The organism is Shewanella amazonensis SB2B (genome assembly GCF_000015245.1).
GTDB lineage: Bacteria > Pseudomonadota > Gammaproteobacteria > Enterobacterales > Shewanellaceae > Shewanella > Shewanella amazonensis.
In genome coordinates this window covers 227,501-247,154 of record NC_008700.1, presented here as the reverse complement: position 1 = coordinate 247,154, position 19,654 = coordinate 227,501, and the positions used below count along the sequence as shown (strand labels likewise).

Here is a 19,654-nt window from a genome sequence, read left to right as displayed (position 1 = left end):
TTGCTCCGTTTAGTTGAAAAAGCTCAACGTAAGGGTGTAAAAATCTAATCCCACAGTAGTGGGACGCGGAATTTTAGAAAGGTCGAGGCAAACTGTCAAGAAATAGCCAACTAATGACGCGTTATGAATACAAAAAAGGCGCCCGGAGGCGCCTTTTTTACAGAGTGGTAACTTACTCTTGGCTACCGGCCAGATTCAGCAGATCCGCCAGGTTCTGCTCAGCTTCGCTGGCAGTAATGGTCGGAGCCGCAGTTTCTTCACCAGAAGCACGCGCCTTGGCGCGATTCTTGTGGTAAGCAAAACCGGTACCGGCAGGGATCAGACGACCCACAATAACGTTCTCTTTCAGACCGCGCAGGTTGTCGGACTTACCGCCAACAGCCGCTTCGGTAAGAACGCGAGTGGTTTCCTGGAACGAGGCCGCAGAGATGAAGGACTCAGTCGCCAGAGATGCCTTGGTAATACCCAGCAGTTCGCGTTCGAACTTAGCTGGCTGCTTACCGGCAGCTTCCAGATCGCGGTTGGCAATCTTCACGCGAGCTACTTCTACCTGCTCACCTTCCAGGAACTCAGAGTCACCGGCCTGGGTGATGATGCACTTACGCAGCATCTGGCGAATGATCACCTCGATGTGCTTGTCGTTGATCTTCACACCCTGCAGACGGTAAACGTCCTGTACTTCGTTCACAATGTAGTTGGCCACGTTGTGGATGCCACGCAGGCGCAGAATGTCATGGGCTGACTCTGGACCGTCTGCGATAACTTCACCACGCTCAACCTTTTCACCTTCGAACACGTTCAGGTTACGCCACTTAGGAATCATTTCCTCGTAAGCATCGCCACCGTCGTTCGGGGTGATAACCAGACGGCGCTTACCCTTGGTTTCTTTACCGAAGGAGATAGTACCGCTGATTTCGGCCAGAATAGCAGGCTCTTTTGGACGACGGGCTTCGAACAAGTCAGCAACCCGTGGCAGACCACCGGTGATGTCGCGGGTCTTGGACGATTCCTGAGGAATACGAGCCAGGGCGTCACCCACGCTGATCTTGGCGTTGTCGTCCAGGTTCACAATCGCGTTACCAGGCAGGAAGTACTGCGCCGGAACGTCGGTGCCTGGGATAGTCAGGTCGTTGCCGTTGTCATCCACCAGACGTACTGCTGGACGCATTTCTTTACCGGCAGAGGTACGCTGACCCACGTCCAGTACGACGATTGAAGACAGACCGGTCAGTTCGTCGGTCTGACGGGTAATGGTTACACCGTCAATCATGTCTACGAACTTAATGCTACCTGCCACTTCAGTGATGATTGGGTGAGTGTGCGGATCCCAGTTCGCAATGATCTGGCCAGCATTCACCTCGGCACCTTCTTTGGTGTCAAGCACGGTACCGTAAGGCACCTTGTAGCGCTCTTTCTCACGACCCAGCTCATCGATGATGGCCAGCTCAGAAGAACGAGACACGATAACCAGTTTGCCGTCGCTGTTGGTTACGTACTTGGCATTGTGCAGCTTCAGAGTACCGGCGTTCTTCACCTGTACGCTGTTTTCGGCAGACGCTCGGGATGCCGCACCACCGATGTGGAACGTACGCATCGTCAGCTGTGTACCTGGTTCACCGATTGACTGGGCTGCAACCACACCGATGGCTTCACCCATGTTGATGATGTGACCACGGGCCAAGTCACGCCCATAACACTTGGCACACACACCAAAGTCGGTTTCACAGGTAATTACGGAGCGAACCTGTACTTCGTCAACGCTGTGCTGTTCGAGCTTGTCACACCAGGCTTCGTCCAGCAGGGTGTTGCGAGGTGCCAGCACTTCGTCGGTACCTGGGTACATAACGTCTTCAGCAACTACACGACCCAGTACGCGCTCACGCAGCGGCTCAACCACGTCACCACCTTCAATCAGCGGCTTCATGGACAGACCTTCGGTCGCGCCACAATCGTCTTCGATGATCACCAGATCCTGGGCCACATCCACCAGACGACGAGTCAGGTAACCGGAGTTCGCTGTCTTAAGTGCAGTATCCGCCAGACCCTTACGAGCACCGTGGGTAGAGATAAAGTACTGGAGTACGTTCAGACCTTCACGGAAGTTCGCCACGATGGGCGTTTCAATGATGGAGCCGTCTGGCTTGGCCATCAGACCACGCATACCCGCCAACTGACGGATCTGAGCGGCACTACCCCGCGCGCCTGAGTCGGCCATCATGTAGATGCTGTTGAACGACTTCTGCTTTTCTTCTTCGCCATGACGGTTGATCACTGTCTCGGAAGACAGGTTTTCCATCATCGCCTTGGACACCTTCTCGTTGGCACTTGCCCAGATATCGATGACCTTGTTGTAACGCTCACCGGCGGTTACCAGACCAGACTGGAACTGTTCCTGGATCTCGATAACTTCGGCTTCGGCATCGGCCACAAGAGAGTATTTCTCTTCTGGGATAACCATGTCGTTAATACCAACAGAGGCACCGGAGATGGTGGCGTACTGGAAACCGGTGTACATCAGTTGGTCGGCGAAGATAACGGTATCTTTCAGACCCAGCTGACGGTAACAGGTGTTCAGCAGCTTGGAGATCTGCTTCTTGCCCATGTCCTGGTTTACCAGGTCGAAAGACAGACCGGCTGGCAGGATTTGCGACAGGATGGCACGACCCACTGTGGTGTCAACGATACGACGCTGCTTGGTACGCTCACCGTTTTCACCAATGATGGTTTCGGTAATACGAACTTTCACGCGGGCGTGCAGCTCGGCAGCACCTACACGGTAGGCTTTTTCAGCTTCAGCAACAGACTCGAACGCCATGGCTTCACCGCGACCGTTTACACGCTCACGGCTGATGTAGTACAGACCCAATACCACGTCCTGAGAAGGAACGATGATTGGCTCACCGTTGGCTGGCGACAGGATGTTGTTGGTAGACATCATCAGCGCACGGGCTTCCAGCTGAGCTTCCAGAGTCAGAGGTACGTGTACCGCCATCTGGTCACCGTCGAAGTCGGCGTTGTATGCCGCACACACCAGTGGGTGCAGTTGGATTGCCTTACCTTCAATCAGTACAGGTTCGAACGCCTGAATACCCAGACGGTGCAGTGTTGGTGCACGGTTGAGCATTACTGGGTGTTCGCGGATCACTTCATCCAGTACGTCCCAAACCTCGGCAACTTCACGCTCTACCATCTTCTTGGCGGCTTTGATGGTGGTGGCCAGGCCACGACCTTCCAGCTTGCCGTAGATGAAGGGCTTGAACAGCTCAAGAGCCATTTTCTTTGGCAGACCGCACTGATGCAGACGCAGAGTAGGACCTACGGTAATAACCGAACGGCCTGAGTAGTCAACGCGCTTACCCAGCAGGTTCTGACGGAAACGACCTTGCTTACCCTTGATCATGTCGGCCAGGGATTTCAGAGGACGCTTGTTGGAACCGGTAATGGCACGGCCACGACGGCCGTTGTCCAGCAGCGCATCCACAGACTCCTGCAGCATACGCTTTTCGTTGCGTACGATGATATCCGGAGCAGCCAGATCCAGCAGACGCTTCAGACGGTTGTTACGGTTGATGACGCGGCGATACAGATCGTTCAGATCCGAAGTCGCGAAACGACCGCCGTCCAGCGGAACCAACGGACGCAGATCCGGTGGCAGAACTGGCAGTACTTTGAGGATCATCCACTCTGGCTTATTGCCAGAAGTGTAGAAGGCTTCAATCAGCTTCAGACGCTTGGTCACTTTCTTGCGACGGGTCTCAGAGTTGATGGAAGGCAGCTCTTCGCGCATCTGCTCGATTTCTTTCTCGAGGTCGATGGCACGCAGCAGATCCAATACGGCTTCGGCGCCCATTTTGGCTTCGAATTCATCACCGTATTCTTCCAGCGCATCCAGGTAGTTTTCTTCGGTCAGCATCTGACCGCGCTCCAGGCTGGTCATGCCTGGCTCAATTACGACATAAGATTCGAAATACAGCACGCGCTCGATGTCACGCAGCGTCATATCCAGCATCAAACCGATACGGGACGGCAGTGACTTCAAGAACCAGATGTGGGCAACTGGGCTGGCCAGCTCGATGTGACCCATGCGCTCACGGCGCACCTTGGTCTGGGTAACTTCAACGCCGCACTTCTCACAGATGACACCGCGATGCTTCAGACGCTTGTACTTACCACACAGACACTCATAGTCCTTCACAGGACCAAAGATGCGGGCACAAAACAGACCTTCACGCTCAGGCTTAAAGGTACGGTAGTTAATGGTTTCTGGCTTTTTAACTTCACCAAAAGACCATGAACGGATCAGGTCAGGTGAAGCCAGACCAATCTTGATACCTTCAAACTCTTCGGTCTTACCCTGCTGTTTCAGAAACTTTAATAAGTCTTTCACGTTTCTCTCCTGAAGGAGTTAAACCAGGTGCCCCGTCCCTGCAGACGGGACACCGTGTTAATTGCCAAACGCGCTTGGCGCCCTGTTACTCTTGATCCAGCTCGATGTTGATACCGAGCGAACGGATCTCCTTCAGCAGTACGTTGAAGGACTCAGGCATACCAGGTTGCATCTGGTGGTTTCCGTCCACGATGTTCTTATACATCTGAGTACGGCCGTTCACGTCATCGGACTTAACAGTGAGCATTTCCTGGAGGGTGTACGCAGCACCGTATGCTTCCAGGGCCCACACTTCCATCTCACCGAAACGCTGACCACCAAACTGGGCCTTACCGCCGAGTGGCTGCTGGGTAACCAGACTGTAAGAACCGGTAGAACGGGCGTGCATCTTGTCGTCGACCAGGTGGTTCAGCTTGAGCATGTACATGTAACCTACGGTCACTTCACGCTCGAACGCATTACCGGTACGACCATCAAACAGACGCAGCTGACCAGAAGTCGGCAGGCCGGCGAGTTCAAGCATCTGCTTGATCTCTTTCTCTTTGGCGCCGTCGAACGCTGGAGTCGCAGTTGGCAGACCATCTTTCAGGTGCTTGGCCAGGCGGATAACTTCTTCGTCGGTAAAGGACTCGATATCCACTTTCTGCTGGGTTTCACCCAGATCGTAAGCCTGCTTGATATAGCCACGCAGCTCGGCCACTTCACGCTGCTCTTCGAGCATGGCCTGAATGCGGTTACCGATACCCTTGGCAGCTGCACCCATGTGCACTTCCAGAACCTGACCGATGTTCATACGAGATGGTACACCCAGTGGGTTCAGTACGATGTCCACAGGATTACCCTGCTCGTCGTATGGCATATCTTCGATAGGACAGATCTTGGAGATCACACCCTTGTTACCGTGACGACCGGCCATCTTGTCACCAGGCTGGATGGTACGCTTAACCGCCAGGTAAACCTTAACGATCTTCAGTACGCCTGGAGCCAGGTCATCGCCCTGGGTGATCTTGCGACGCTTGTGCTCAAACTTCTTGTCGAAGTCGGCTTTCAGCTCTTCGTGCTGTTCAGCCAGTTGCTCAAGTTCGGTCTGCTTGGTCTCGTCATCGATAACCTGAGTCAGCAGTTCCTTGCGTGGGATAGCATCCAGCTGGGCCTGAGTGTAACCACCGGCAAGCAGCAGGTTACGGGCACGGCTCAGAACGCCCTCTTCGAGGATCTTGAACTCTTCGGACAGGTCCTTACGGGCCTGAGCGATGTGCATCTCTTCGATTTCGATGGCACGCTTGTCTTTCTCAACGCCGTCACGGGTAAATACCTGAACGTCGATTACGGTACCTGTCACTGAGTTAGGAACGCGCAGAGAGCTATCCTTAACATCAGAGGCTTTTTCACCGAAGATGGCGCGCAGCAGTTTCTCTTCCGGCGTCAGCTGGGTTTCGCCTTTTGGCGTTACCTTACCAACCAGAATGTCGCCGCCTTTCACTTCAGCACCGATATAAACGATACCGGACTCGTCGAGCTTGGACAGAGCAGACTCACCCACGTTTGGAATGTCAGCTGTGATCTCTTCGCTACCGAGCTTGGTATCACGGGCGATACAAGACAGTTCCTGAATGTGAATGGTGGTGAAACGGTCGTCCTGAACTACACGCTCAGAGATGAGGATGGAGTCTTCGAAGTTGTAACCGTTCCAGGGCATGAATGCCACACGCATGTTCTGACCCAGAGCCAGATCACCCAGATCGGTAGAAGGACCGTCAGCCAGTACGTCGCCACGTACGATTGGGTCGCCTACCTGACAGCAAGGACGCTGGTTGATACAGGTGTTCTGGTTAGAACGGGTGTATTTGGTCAGGTTGTAGATGTCGATACCGGCTTCGCCTGGGCGCAGCTCATCTTCATTCACCTTAACCACGATGCGGCTGGCATCAACGTAGTCAATCACACCGCCACGCTTGGCAGCAACAACTACGCCTGAGTCCACAGCCAGAGCACGTTCAATACCGGTACCTACCAGCGGCTTTTCAGAGCGCAGGGTTGGAACGGCCTGACGTTGCATGTTCGCGCCCATGAGTGCGCGGTTGGCGTCGTCGTGTTCCAGGAACGGGATCAAAGATGCTGCAACAGAGATGATCTGTTGTGGCGATACGTCCATATACTGGATGTCAGAGGCGCGCATAAAGGTAGATTCACCCTTATGACGACAGGCAACCTGCTCTTCCAGGATACGACCTTCGCCGTCCAGCTCGATGTTGGCCTGTGCAATCACATAGCGGCCTTCTTCGATGGCTGACAGGTATTCAACGTCGTCGGTTACCACGCCATCAACCACTTTACGGTATGGAGTTTCCAGGAACCCGTAAGAGTTGGTGCGGGCGAAGGTTGCCAGCGAGTTGATCAGACCAATGTTTGGACCTTCAGGGGTCTCAATTGGACACAGACGACCGTAGTGAGTTGGGTGTACGTCGCGAACTTCGAAGCCGGCGCGCTCACGGGTCAGACCGCCTGGACCCAGGGCCGAAATACGGCGCTTGTGGGTTACTTCAGACAGCGGGTTGTTCTGGTCCATAAACTGAGACAGCTGAGAAGAACCGAAGAACTCTTTCACCGCCGCAGAAATCGGCTTGGCGTTGATGAGGTCCTGAGGCATCAGCTCGTTCAGATCGCCCAGAGACAGACGCTCACGTACAGCGCGCTCAACACGTACCAGACCTACACGGAACTGGTTCTCGGCCATTTCGCCCACAGAGCGGATACGACGGTTACCCAAGTGGTCGATATCGTCCACTTCGTCGTTACCGTTACGGATTTCGATGATCTTCTTCATCACCGCAACGATATCGTCGTTAGACAGAACGCCAGTGCCCACGTCATCGGCGATTTCCAGACGACGGTTGAACTTCATACGACCTACTTTGGACAGGTCATAACGCTCTTCGCTGAAGAACAGGTTCTGGAACAGGGCTTCGGCAGCATCCTTGGTTGGTGGCTCGCCAGGACGCATCATGCGGTAGATTTCAACCAGCGCCTCAAGGCGGTTGGTGGTGGAATCGATACGCAGGGTGTCGGAGATGTAGGCACCGTGGTCCAGCTCGTTGATATAGAGCGTGGAGATGTCCTTGATACCGGCCAGCGACAGCTGAGCCAGATCTTCCAGACGGATTTCGTTGTTGGCAGTCACCAACACTTCACCGGTATCCGGATCGATATAGTCCTGGGCGGCAATCTTACCAACGATGTACTCAACCGGTACTTCCAGTTCAGTGGTGTTGGTTTTTTCCAGCTGGCGAATGTGACGGGCAGTGATACGACGGCCCTTTTCAACCACGATGTTGCCTTCGGCATCTTTGATGTCGTAGCTGGCGGTTTCACCGCGCAGACGCTCAGGCAGCAGCTTCATCACCAGAGAGTCTTTCTTGATGGTGAAGTCTACGCGCTCAAAGAAGATATCCAGGATGTCCTGAGTAGAGAAATCCAGGGCACGCAGGATAATGGTTGCAGGCAGTTTACGACGACGGTCGATACGGACGAACAGGGCGTCCTTCGGATCGAATTCGAAGTCCAGCCAGGAACCACGGTAAGGGATAATACGCGCGTTATACAGCACCTTGCCTGAAGAGTGAGTCTTACCACGGTCGTGGTCGAAGAACACACCTGGAGAGCGGTGCAGCTGAGAAACGATAACACGCTCGGTACCGTTGATAACGAAGGTACCGTTTTCAGTCATCAGAGGGATATCCCCCATGTAGACTTCTTGTTCTTTGATGTCTTTAACCGTGCCAGGAGCGGCTTCACGGTCAAACAATACCATGCGCAGTTTTACGCGCAGGGGGGCAGAATAAGTAACACCACGGATCTGGCATTCTTTCACATCAAATACAGGCTCACCCAGCTTATAGCTGACATATTGCAGCTCGGAGTTACCGGAAAAGCTCTTGATGGGGAAAACGCTGCGGAAGGCGGCTTCCAAACCGCGCTCACCGGTAGGATCTTGATCGGTGAACTTCTTGAAAGAATCTAACTGAATAGACAACAGGTAAGGGATGTCCAGCACTTGCGGACGCTTACCAAAGTCTTTGCGAATACGCTTCTTTTCAGAATAGGAGTAAACCATGGGTTTCCTCTTGCTTGCGAGATGTGACCAAGACTGAACTAACTCTCTGTTAATCCAGCACGTTTGCCCATCACCGTTGAAGGCAAGAACCTAACCAATAATCACTGCTAGGGACTGCAGACTTTGGCGATAAACGGTGAAAAAAAATCGCCGGCGCTTACAGCGCAAAAAAGGCCGACGGCTAAAAAACCGTCAGCCTCCATCCGGGCACTAACCCGAATGTTGTAAGCTAAAGAATAGCTTACTTGATCTCTACTTGAGCGCCAGCTTCTTCCAGCTCTTTCTTCAGAGCTTCGGCTTCTTCTTTAGAAACAGCTTCTTTAACGGCTACTGGAGCAGCTTCAGCCATAGCTTTGGCTTCTTTCAGACCCAGACCGGTAGCGCCACGGATGGCCTTGATCACGCCAACTTTGTTGTCGCCGTGAGAGGTCAGAACTACGTCGAACTCGGTCTTCTCTTCAGCAGCAGCGCCAGCATCAGCAGCACCACCGGCAACTACGGCAGCAGCGGCAGAAACACCGAACTTCTCTTCCATAGCTTCGATCAGTTCAACAACTTCCATTACAGACATAGCTGCAAAGGCTTCGAGGATTTGGTCTTTAGTGATAGACATAACAAAAATTTCCTAATGTTCTGAATTCAATTAATTCAAGCAACCAGCTTAAAATTAAGCGGCTTCTTGTTTTTGATCGCGCAGTGCAGCCAGTGTACGAACGAACTTGCCAGCAGATGCTTCCTTCATAGTCATCATCAGCTGTGCCAGTGCTTCTTCGTAAGTTGGCAGTTTTGCCAAACGATCAATGTCAGCTGCAGGGATGAAGTTCCCTTCGAAAGCTGCACCTTTAACTTCGAATTTGGCTTGCTCTTTCGCGAAGTCTTTCAGCAGACGTGCGGCGGCACCTGGGTGCTCGTTAGAGAAAGCAATCAAAGTTGGGCCAGTGAACACTTCGTTCAGGCACTCAAAAGCAGTACCTTCAACTGCACGACGAGCCAGAGTGTTACGTACTACACGTACGTACACGCCGTTGGCGCGAGCAGTTTTACGCAGAGTGGTCATGGCGCCTACAGTAACACCGCGAGAATCGGCAACTACTGCAGACAGTGCACCTTTGGCAGCTTCGTTGACTTCAGCAACAATCGCTTTTTTGTCTTCGAGTCTTAATGCCATTGGCTATACTCCTGGATTCTACCCGGGAAAACCCGGAATTTACCTACCCACCCGAAGGTGAGTGACTTACGGTGCAGAGTATCCAGCAGAAAAAATCTAAACTGGGGACTGTCACCGTCTACGCAGGAAATTAAGTGAATCTAGTGATTTACACCTGCGGTCTTGGACGGAAACCCGCATTTGTCAGGGACAAAAACGGGCTTCAACCCACAAAAGTGCGCGCATTATAGATTAATGCGCGCCTCTTGTAAAATTAAGCAGTGGCTTCCAAGGTGTTCTGGTCAACAGCAACACCGGCACCCATGGTGGTGGAAATGCTCACTTTCTTAACGTACTGGCCCTTGGCAGCGGCTGGCTTTTGCTTCTTCAGAGCAACCAGCAGAGCTTCCAGGTTTTCTTTCAGCTTAACAGAATCGAAATCAACCTTACCGATAGTGGTGTGGATGATACCGTTCTTGTCGTTGCGATAGCGAACCTGACCAGCTTTGGCGTTCTTAACGGCTTCAGCAACGTTAGGAGTTACAGTGCCAGTCTTAGGGTTAGGCATCAGACCACGTGGGCCGAGGATTTGACCCAGCATACCTACAACGCGCATTGCATCTGGAGAAGCAATAACTACGTCGAAGTTCATTTCGCCGGCTTTCACCTGCTCAGCCAGATCTTCCATACCAACCAGCTCAGCACCAGCTTCTTTAGCGGCTTCAGCGTTGGCACCCTGGGTGAACACAGCTACACGTACGTCACGACCAGTACCGTGTGGCAGAACGATAGCGCCACGAACGTTTTGGTCAGATTTACGTGGGTCTACGCCCAGGTTTACAGCAACGTCTACGCTCTCAACGAACTTGGCAGTGGCCAATTCTTTCAGCAGAGTGATAGCTTCGTTGATGTCGTAAGCTTTGGTAGCGTCCACTTTCTCGCGGATTACGCGCATGCGTTTAGTCAGCTTAGCCATTCTATTAGTCCTCTACTACCAAGCCCATTGAACGTGCAGTACCTTCGATTGAGCGAGTCATCGCTTCAACGTCAGCACCAGTCATGTCAGCTGCTTTCAGCTCAGCGATTTCCTGAACTTTTGCACGCTTGATAGTACCCACTTTCTGGGTGTTAGGACGGCTAGAACCTGATTTCAGGCCAGCAGCCTGCTTGAGCAGGAACGAAGCTGGAGGCGTCTTGGTTTCGAAAGTGAATGAGCGATCGCTGTACACAGTGATCACTACAGGGATAGGCATGCCCTTTTCCATTTTTTCTGTACGGGCGTTGAACGCTTTACAGAATTCCATGATGTTCACACCTTTTTGACCCAGAGCTGGACCAACTGGTGGTGAAGGGTTTGCAGATCCGGATTTTACTTGCAGCTTAATATAAGCTTCAATTTTCTTTGCCATCTGATTTTCCTCAGTTTGGGTTCAAACGCTCCAAGCAACATGCGAGGGGCTCCCCGAAAACAACGGGTGCGGATTATATAGAAATCCGCACCCGTTGCCAAACGGATTTTGTATTTTATTTAATCAGCTTTTTTCAACCTGATTAAAGTCCAATTCTACCGGTGTAGAACGGCCGAAGATCATAACAGACACTTTTACGCGGCTCTTGTCATAATCCACTTCTTCTACGGTACCGTTGAAATCAGCGAATGGGCCATCGACCACACGCACAACTTCACCGGGTTCGTACATAACGCGATGAGTCGGAGACTCTGTGGTTTCCTGCAGACGACGCAGGATGGCATCGGCTTCACGGTCAGTGATAGGCGCCGGACGGTCTGAAGTACCGCCGATAAAGCCCATCACGCGAGGGATGCTTTTCACCAAGTGCCAGGAATCATCGTTCATTTCCATTTGCACCAAAACGTAGCCGGGGAAAAACTTACGCTCGCTCTTGCGACGCTGACCCGCACGCATTTCTACCACTTCTTCGGTAGGCACCAGCACTTCACCGAAATATTGCTCCATGCCGTGCATCTTGATGTGCTCGACCAGAGACTTGGCTACACGCCCCTCATAACCAGAGAAAGCCTGTACCACATACCATCTTTTCTTTGCTTCTTTAGCTTCAGTCATCGAGTTATACACCGGTGATCAAATTAACGATTTTCAGCAGCAACGCATCCAGACCCCAGAGGATCAGTGCCAGTACGGCGGTTGCGGCCAGCACGATGAAGGTGGTGTTCAAGGCTTCCTGACGGGTAGGCCAAACCACTTTTTTCACTTCGATGTGAGACTCACGGGCAAATGCCAGCGCCTGCTTTCCTTTCACGGTCTGCAGAGCAATAAATCCGGCAATAGCAAAGGCCACGATCACACCCAGAGCACGCACGACCACGCTGGCCTCGCTGTACATCTGGTTACCCACTACGGCAGCTGCCAGCAGCAGTATGGCTATGCCCCACTTTACGATATCCAGAGAACTGCCCTGGTTTTCAGTATTTGTCGTCATCGGTTAATTCCGTTACTCACTACGGCCTGAGCTAGGTATCCCCTTCCGGGATCCGCCTGTCCGAATTTCCCCTTAAAGATACCTTTTCATCGGCTCGGGGCTCAAAAATCGGCCATAGATTGTATTCTTATTCAGCTTGCTTAGCAAGGCCACAACTCCCGGTTAAGCCGCTGTGAATCAAGTTTATTGTACTTTGAAAAAACAAAAGGCGACCCTAAGGTCGCCTTCTTCCAAGTCTACGAGATTACTCGTGGATCTTGGCTACTACACCAGCACCTACTGTGCGGCCGCCTTCACGGATAGCGAAGCGCAGGCCTTCGTCCATCGCGATTGGGCAAATCAGGGTAACAACCATCTTGATGTTGTCGCCTGGCATTACCATCTCTACGCCTTCTGGCAGTTCGATGGTACCGGTCACGTCAGTTGTACGGAAGTAGAACTGTGGACGGTAGCCTTTGAAGAATGGAGTGTGACGACCACCTTCTTCTTTAGACAGTACGTATACTTCTGATTCAAACTTGGTGTGTGGCTTGATGGTGCCTGGCTTGGACAGAACCTGACCACGCTCTACTTCATCACGCTTGGTACCACGCAGCAGGATACCGCAGTTCTCACCGGCACGACCTTCGTCCAGCAGCTTACGGAACATTTCTACGCCGGTACAGGTAGTCTTGGTGGTATCTTTGATACCTACGATTTCTACTTCTTCACCAACTTTGATGATACCGCGCTCTACACGACCGGTTACTACTGTACCACGGCCAGAGATAGAGAATACGTCTTCGATTGGCATCAGGAATGCTTTGTCGATAGCACGCTCTGGCTCAGGGATGTAAGAATCCAGGGCCTCGGCCAGCTCGATGATCTTGCCTTCCCATGCAGCGTCGCCTTCCAGAGCTTTCAGAGCAGAACCCTGAATTACTGGCAGGTCATCACCTGGGAAGTCGTATTCAGACAGCAGTTCACGAACTTCCATCTCTACCAGTTCCAGCAGCTCTTCGTCATCTACCATGTCACACTTGTTCATGAACACGATGATGAAAGGTACACCTACCTGACGAGACAGCAGGATGTGCTCACGAGTCTGTGGCATTGGGCCGTCAGTCGCAGCTACTACCAGGATAGCGCCGTCCATCTGGGCAGCACCGGTGATCATGTTTTTAACATAGTCAGCGTGGCCTGGGCAGTCTACGTGGGCGTAGTGACGAGTAGGAGTGTCGTACTCGATGTGAGAGGTGTTGATGGTAATACCACGCTCACGCTCTTCTGGGGCGTTATCGATCTGAGAGAAGTCCTTCGCCTCACCACCGTAGGTCTTAGCCAGTACGTGAGAGATAGCAGCGGTCAGAGTGGTTTTACCATGGTCAACGTGACCGATGGTGCCCACGTTTACGTGGGGTTTAGTACGTTCGAATTTAGCTTTAGCCATGGTATTGCCTCAATCCAAGAGTCTTGGTGATGAAAACCTGCATATAGAAAAAATCCGATGCCATCAAATGACATCGAACCGTTTGTTTAGATAAAAGGCAGCATGTTAAGAGAGGCTGGTGCTGATAGGCAGAATCGAACTGCCGACCTCATCCTTACCAAGGATGCGCTCTACCGACTGAGCTATATCAGCATCTCTTACATTTTGGAGCGGGCAGCGGGAATCGAACCCGCGTTATCAGCTTGGAAGGCTGGAGTAATACCATTATACGATGCCCGCGCAACCTAACTGTAGGCTACCTAGTACCTAGAAAATGGTGGAGGGAGAAGGATTCGAACCTTCGAAGGCGGAGCCGTCAGATTTACAGTCTGATCCCTTTGGCCACTCGGGAACCCCTCCAAGAAAATGGTGCCGGCACCAAGAGTCGAACTCGGGACCTACTGATTACAAGTCAGTTGCTCTACCAACTGAGCTATGCCGGCATGTCATTTCGGTAGCGGATATTAGGTAAATGTGGCTTGGGTTGCAATAGAAAAATCGAATTTCAACCAAAAAAAATGCCAAGCGGCGCTTTTTTGCACGCCAATTTACACTGCCTATGACAAATTGCTTCTGTCAGTGCACAAAAGCCGTTGAACTATTGTTAAAGCACCATAGCTGTTGTACTGTGCGCAGCCTAAGGCGAGGAATTTGAATGATTAATAACCAGACGCAAGAAGCGCTTTATCTCGACTTCGACCGAGCGCGCTGGGCAGAGTTGAGAAACTCCGTTCCCCTGACACTGAGCGAGGCCGACCTGACGCGGTTGCGCGGTATTAACGAACGCATTTCCCTGTCTGAAGTAACCGACATTTATCTGCCCCTTAGCAGACTGCTCAACCTCATCGTCGGTGCGCGTCAACAGCGCGGCCTGGTGTTGAATCAGTTCCTGGGCAACAAGCAACCTGATAGCCCTTACGTCATCAGTATCGCTGGCAGTGTGGCCGTGGGGAAAAGCACCACCGCCCGTATCCTGCAGGCATTGTTGAAGCAATGGCCCGAGCATCCCAAGGTTGACCTGGTCACCACCGACGGTTTTCTGTATCCACTGACTGAACTCAAGCGTAAAGGATTGCTGCAGCGTAAAGGCTTTCCCGAGAGTTACGACACCAAGATGCTGATTGACTTCGTTTCTGCAGTAAAGTCCGGCGCCGAACGTGTTGAAGTACCGCTGTATTCTCACATCATCTACGACCGCTTGCCCTATGAGCGGCAAGTCATCCAAAAGCCGGACATATTGATCCTTGAAGGCTTAAACGTCTTGCAAACCGGTCTCGACTCACCAGTGGATATCCGCAGGCCCTTTGTGTCCGACTTTGTCGATTTCTCTATTTATGTGGATGCAGATGAGTCTTTACTGAAGTCCTGGTATATCGAACGCTTCCTGCAATTCAGAAGCAGTGCCTTCGCAGATGAAAATTCCTACTTCCGCCATTACGCCAGTTTGAATGACACACAAGCCACTGAAACAGCCTCGCAAATTTGGGACGGTATCAACGGTCCCAACTTGCGCATGAATATCCAGCCTACCCGCGAACGGGCACATCTTATCCTGCGCAAAGGCGCCGATCATTTGATGAATCGGGTACTGCTGCGTAAATGAACCATAAAAAATGCCGACCAGCGGATATAGGCTTGGTCGGCATTATCTGGCTCAATGGGTGTTACGCTGGCCGCAAACTGATTTCCCCACCGATATAGCTTTTGCTCTCACCGGCGACCTCCAGCAGCAAGGCCCCTTGCTCATCAATGCCCCGGCAAATACCGGTTTCCACCTTATCTGCCATAATCAAATTAACCGGCTTACCAATAAAGCTATCTGATGCTTGCCAACGTTCTAAAAAAGCTTTGAGTCCTTCCCGCTCGAACAAGGCAAGGTCAGCCTGAAGTTGCCGTTGTAAGCGTACTGCAAACTCGGTTTTACCCGGCATGGCAAGGCCCTGCAAGTCGGCCCAGGGCTGATCGATGACTTCACCCTGTGCATCCGGCATGGCCATATTCACGCCTATGCCAATAATCAGCTCACAATTGCTATCGGCCTGACCTTTCATCTCCACCAGAATACCCGCAAGTTTGCGACCATCCAGATAGACGTCATTGGGCCACTTAAGTCCAATACCTGCAACACCGAGGTCCTTAAGTACTTTGGCAAGAGAGCAACCAACAACAAGGCTCAACCCCATAGCTTTACTCATGCCATCGGTTAAACGCCAAAATAGGGAAAAGTACAGATGGCTGCCATAGGGAGACACCCATTTGCGACCTCTTCGGCCACGTCCAGCAGACTGGTGCTCTGCTATACACACATCGCCGCTTTCCAGCTCTTCTGAGTGGGATAACATAAAGGCATTGGTGCTGGGAATGTCATCAAAGTAAAAACACCGGCGCTCGATACCTTGTTTGAGCCTGGATTCATCAATCAGGGAAACCGGCGTTGCCAGTTTGTAGCCACGGCCTTTAACGCTGTAAATACTGAGCCCCAAGGTTTCAAGCACATCAATATGCTTACTGATCGCAGCACGTGAAATACCAAGTCGTTCGGCAAGGGCTTCGCCTGACACAAACTCCTGCGTTGACAGCATCGCAATAATGTCGCGTTTACGTTGCCACTGTTCCATTTGCAGTTCCCTGTTTAGAGTTATTCGGTTAAGAGTGATAATCGACCCATCACATTGGGCTCAGGTTCAAGCTGCACACCAAAGCGCGTATGCACCTCATTGATGACATGTTTGGCGAGCTTCAGGATATCTTTACCAGTGGCAGCGCCGAAATTAACCAGCACCAACGCCTGTTTATCATGTACCCCGGCGTCGCCAAGACGAAAGCCTTTTAAGCCAGCCTTATCAATAAGCCAGCCGGCAGCCAGTTTCATTCGGCCATCTTCCAGGGCATAGGCCACAGCGTCCGGATACTGTTTTACGATGGCGGCAAAGGATGCTGCATCAATGATAGGATTCTTGAAAAAGCTGCCAGCGTTACCTAATTTGGCAGGATCGGGCAGCTTCTCTGAACGCACTGCAATCACACGCTCGTAGATCATCTCGGGCGTCACAGTATCTGTATCAAACTCTGCCAGCGGGCCGTAATTGAGCTTAGGTTGCCACATCTTAGGTAAGTTGAAACCGACCCGGGTAATAATCGCTTTACCCTTAAGATCGTGTTTAAAAATGGAATCACGGTAGTCGAACCGGCACTCTGCGGCGGTCAGCCTGACAGTCACGCAATCTGGCAGCGACAAATACTCAACCCACTCGCAGATATCCATCAGCTCAACACCGTAGGCGCCTATGTTCTGGATGGGAGCCGCGCCAACAGTACCCGGAATAAGCGCCAGATTCTCAAGTCCCGGCATCTGGTTTTCAAGGGTCCAGCTCACCAATTGATGCCAGTTTTCGCCGGCGGCCACACTTAAATGCCAGGAAGCATCGTCCTCAGCTACCTCAATTCCTTTATTTACCATTCTCAGCACTGTGGTATCGAGATCCGATGTCAGTACCACATTGCTGCCACCACCGAGGATAAAGTAAGACTGATCACGCTCGTCCAGGGTACGGATAATTGCTGGCAACTCAGCTGCGTCAGCTATTTCGATAAGCTCAGCGCAATGATGATCGATACCAAAGGTGTTGTAGGACTTGAGAGAAACAGGCATACCGCTTTCCGCCACGAATAAAAGGCCATTGTAACCAAGGGTGGCATTCAACGCATCAGCGAGAAACAGAAACTGCCAAACCCGTGGGAACTGCATTTGATTGTTACTAAAAGCCACAGAGATGAAAAAGCTGAAATGCAAAAAGGCCACCCGCTTGGGTGGCCTCTTCGTGTTATTAGGCGCTTGGCAATGACCTACTCTCACATGGGGAGACCCCACACTACCATCGGCGCTGCTCCGTTTCACTGCTGAGTTCGGAATGGGATCAGGTGGGACCAGAGCGCTATTGTCACCAAGCAAATTCGTTATGCTCTCGCCTTTGGGCAAGAACATGCAATTCGGAAAGCTGCTTTGCAGAAAATGTGGTGGTCGCTACTGGGATCGAACCAGTGACCCCCTCCTTGTAAGGGAGGTGCTCTCCCGGCTGAGCTAAGCGACCGGTATTCTGTATTATTGAGTTATCACTTCAATCAAGTCTGGTTTCTTCAAGACTATCTACACCATCTGAAACCCATCTGGGTTGTATGGTTAAGCCGCACGAGTCATTAGTACAGGTTAGCTCAACGCCTCACAACGCTTACACACCCTGCCTATCAACGTCCTGGTCTCGGACGGCTCTTCAGTGGACTCAAGGTCCAAGGGAAGACTCATCTTGGGGCTCGCTTCCCGCTTAGATGCTTTCAGCGGTTATCGATTCCGAACGTAGCTACCGGGCAATGCCATTGGCATGACAACCCGAACACCAGCGGTTCGTTCACTCCGGTCCTCTCGTACTAGGAGCAACCCCCCTCAATCTTCCAACGCCCACGGCAGATAGGGACCGAACTGTCTCACGACGTTCTGAACCCAGCTCGCGTACCACTTTAAATGGCGAACAGCCATACCCTTGGGACCGACTTCAGCCCCAGGATGTGATGAGCCGACATCGAGGTGCCAAACACCGCCGTCGATATGAACTCTTGGGCGGTATCAGCCTGTTATCCCCGGAGTACCTTTTATCCGTTGAGCGATGGCCCTTCCATGCAGAACCACCGGATCACTATGACCTACTTTCGTACCTGCTCGACGTGTCTGTCTCGCAGTTAAGCTGGCTTGTGCCATTACACTAACCACACGATGTCCGACCGTGTTTAGCCAACCTTCGTGCTCCTCCGTTACTCTTTGGGAGGAGACCGCCCCAGTCAAACTACCCACCAGGCACTGTCCCTAGTCCAGATTCATGGACCGAGGTTAGAACATCAACACTACAAGGGTGGTATTTCAAGGTTGACTCCACGAGAACTGGCGTTCCCGCTTCAAAGTCTCCCACCTATCCTACACATGTAGGGTCAATGTTCAGTGCCAAGCTATAGTAAAGGTTCACGGGGTCTTTCCGTCTAGCCGCGGGTATACGGCATCTTCACCGCAATTTCAACTTCACTGAGTCTCGGCTGGAGACAGCGTGGCCATCATTACGCCATTCGTGCAGGTCGGAACTTACCCGACAAGGAATTTCGCTACCTTAGGACCGTTATAGTTACGGCCGCCGTTTACCGGGGCTTCGATCATGAGCTTCTCTTGCGATAACCCAATCAATTAACCTTCCGGCACCGGGCAGGCGTCACACCGTATACTTCCTCTTGCGAGTTTGCACAGTGCTGTGTTTTTGATAAACAGTTGCAGCCACCTGGTATCTGCGACTGCCGTCAGCTCGGGGAGCAAGTCCCGTCACCAACAGCAGCGTACCTTCTCCCGAAGTTACGGTACCATTTTGCCTAGTTCCTTCAGCCGAGTTCTCTCAAGCGCCTTGGTATTCTCTACCCGACCACCTGTGTCGGTTTGGGGTACGATTCCTGCTAACCTGAAGCTTAGAAGATTTTCCTGGAAGCATGGCATCAACCACTTCATCACCGTAGTGACTCGTCATCAGCTCTCGGTATATGTGTGCCCGGATTTGCCTAAGCACACTACCTACCACCTTAAACACGGACAACCAACGCCGTGCTGGCCTAGCCTTCTCCGTCTCTCCATCGCAGTTAGCAGAAGTACGGGAATATTAACCCGTTTCCCATCGACTACGCCTTTCGGCCTCGCCTTAGGGGTCGACTCACCCTGCCCCGATTAACGTTGGACAGGAACCCTTGGTCTTTCGGCGAGGGGGTTTTTCACCCCCTTTATCGTTACTCATGTCAGCATTCGCACTTCTGATACCTCCAGTGTGGGTTACCCCTTCACCTTCAACGGCTTACAGAACGCTCCTCTACCGCGTACACGTTATCGTGCACACCCGTAGCTTCGGTGAATTGCTTAGCCCCGTTACATCTTCCGCGCAGGCCGACTCGACTAGTGAGCTATTACGCTTTCTTTAAATGATGGCTGCTTCTAAGCCAACATCCTAGCTGTCTAAGCCTTCCCACATCGTTTCCCACTTAGCAATTACTTTGGGA

The 19,654-nt window shown here is 52.1% G+C and carries 12 protein-coding genes, 5 tRNA genes and 2 rRNA genes (1 of these 19 only partly in view); 1 reads left to right on the top strand and 18 read right to left on the bottom strand.

From position 1 onward, the window contains the following. Positions 1 to 172 precede the first annotated feature (172 nt). The 13 genes from rpoC to SAMA_RS01035 all read right to left on the bottom strand — a co-directional run bounded on the left by rpoC (position 173) and on the right by SAMA_RS01035 (position 14,019). Positions 173 to 4,387, bottom strand: a complete 4,215-nt coding sequence (rpoC, locus tag SAMA_RS01095) for a DNA-directed RNA polymerase subunit beta' (protein ID WP_011758329.1) — start codon at positions 4,385 to 4,387, stop codon at positions 173 to 175. An 85-nt stretch (positions 4,388 to 4,472) separates the two neighbouring features. After that, positions 4,473 to 8,501 (bottom strand): DNA-directed RNA polymerase subunit beta, encoded by a 4,029-nt coding sequence (gene rpoB, locus SAMA_RS01090; protein ID WP_011758328.1) that lies wholly within the window; start codon positions 8,499 to 8,501, stop codon positions 4,473 to 4,475. 241 nt (positions 8,502 to 8,742) lie between these two features. After that, positions 8,743 to 9,114 (bottom strand): 50S ribosomal protein L7/L12, encoded by a 372-nt coding sequence (gene rplL, locus SAMA_RS01085; protein ID WP_011758327.1) that lies wholly within the window; start codon positions 9,112 to 9,114, stop codon positions 8,743 to 8,745. A gap of 54 nt (positions 9,115 to 9,168) precedes the next feature. Beyond that, complete coding sequence (rplJ, locus tag SAMA_RS01080; protein ID WP_011758326.1) at positions 9,169 to 9,669, bottom strand: 50S ribosomal protein L10; 501 nt, start codon at positions 9,667 to 9,669, stop codon at positions 9,169 to 9,171. A 253-nt stretch (positions 9,670 to 9,922) separates the two neighbouring features. Beyond that, positions 9,923 to 10,624: a 50S ribosomal protein L1 gene (gene rplA, locus SAMA_RS01075; RefSeq protein ID WP_011758325.1), complete on the bottom strand. Its 702-nt coding sequence runs from the start codon at positions 10,622 to 10,624 to the stop codon at positions 9,923 to 9,925. A gap of 4 nt (positions 10,625 to 10,628) precedes the next feature. Then, a complete protein-coding gene (gene rplK, locus SAMA_RS01070; protein ID WP_011758324.1) occupies positions 10,629 to 11,057 on the bottom strand; it encodes a 50S ribosomal protein L11 in 429 nt (142 codons plus the stop codon). 123 nt (positions 11,058 to 11,180) lie between these two features. Next, positions 11,181 to 11,732 (bottom strand): transcription termination/antitermination protein NusG, encoded by a 552-nt coding sequence (gene nusG, locus SAMA_RS01065; protein ID WP_011758323.1) that lies wholly within the window; start codon positions 11,730 to 11,732, stop codon positions 11,181 to 11,183. 4 nt (positions 11,733 to 11,736) lie between these two features. Next, positions 11,737 to 12,108 (bottom strand): preprotein translocase subunit SecE, encoded by a 372-nt coding sequence (gene secE, locus SAMA_RS01060; RefSeq protein ID WP_011758322.1) that lies wholly within the window; start codon positions 12,106 to 12,108, stop codon positions 11,737 to 11,739. Positions 12,109 to 12,352: 244 nt separating this feature from the next. Then, a complete protein-coding gene (gene tuf, locus SAMA_RS01055) occupies positions 12,353 to 13,537 on the bottom strand; it encodes an elongation factor Tu (protein WP_011758321.1) in 1,185 nt (394 codons plus the stop codon). Between the two features lie 116 nt (positions 13,538 to 13,653). After that, positions 13,654 to 13,729, bottom strand: a tRNA-Thr gene (locus SAMA_RS01050). 13 nt (positions 13,730 to 13,742) lie between these two features. Beyond that, a tRNA-Gly gene (locus SAMA_RS01045) sits at positions 13,743 to 13,816 on the bottom strand. Between the two features lie 35 nt (positions 13,817 to 13,851). Continuing rightward, positions 13,852 to 13,936 (bottom strand) — tRNA-Tyr (locus tag SAMA_RS01040). Between the two features lie 7 nt (positions 13,937 to 13,943). Continuing rightward, positions 13,944 to 14,019: transfer RNA gene (locus SAMA_RS01035), tRNA-Thr, on the bottom strand. 212 nt (positions 14,020 to 14,231) lie between these two features. Between SAMA_RS01035 and coaA the strand changes: the two genes are divergently transcribed. Beyond that, positions 14,232 to 15,179, top strand: a complete 948-nt coding sequence (gene coaA / locus SAMA_RS01030) for a type I pantothenate kinase (RefSeq protein WP_011758320.1) — start codon at positions 14,232 to 14,234, stop codon at positions 15,177 to 15,179. A gap of 61 nt (positions 15,180 to 15,240) precedes the next feature. Here the strand turns inward: coaA and birA are convergent, their stop codons facing one another. The 5 genes from birA to SAMA_RS01005 all read right to left on the bottom strand — a co-directional run. Then, on the bottom strand, positions 15,241 to 16,194 hold the full coding sequence (gene birA, locus SAMA_RS01025; RefSeq protein WP_011758319.1) for a bifunctional biotin--[acetyl-CoA-carboxylase] ligase/biotin operon repressor BirA: 954 nt from the start codon (positions 16,192 to 16,194) through the stop codon (positions 15,241 to 15,243). A 20-nt stretch (positions 16,195 to 16,214) separates the two neighbouring features. Continuing rightward, the gene (gene murB / locus SAMA_RS01020) at positions 16,215 to 17,228 is read right to left on the bottom strand and encodes a UDP-N-acetylmuramate dehydrogenase (protein ID WP_011758318.1); all 1,014 of its coding nucleotides are present in this window, start codon (positions 17,226 to 17,228) and stop codon (positions 16,215 to 16,217) included. 181 nt (positions 17,229 to 17,409) lie between these two features. Next, a 5S ribosomal RNA gene (rrf, locus tag SAMA_RS01015) occupies positions 17,410 to 17,525 on the bottom strand. 66 nt (positions 17,526 to 17,591) lie between these two features. Continuing rightward, a tRNA-Val gene (locus SAMA_RS01010) sits at positions 17,592 to 17,667 on the bottom strand. Positions 17,668 to 17,752: 85 nt separating this feature from the next. Then, a 23S ribosomal RNA gene (locus tag SAMA_RS01005) occupies positions 17,753 to 19,654 on the bottom strand (it continues 992 nt past the right edge of the window).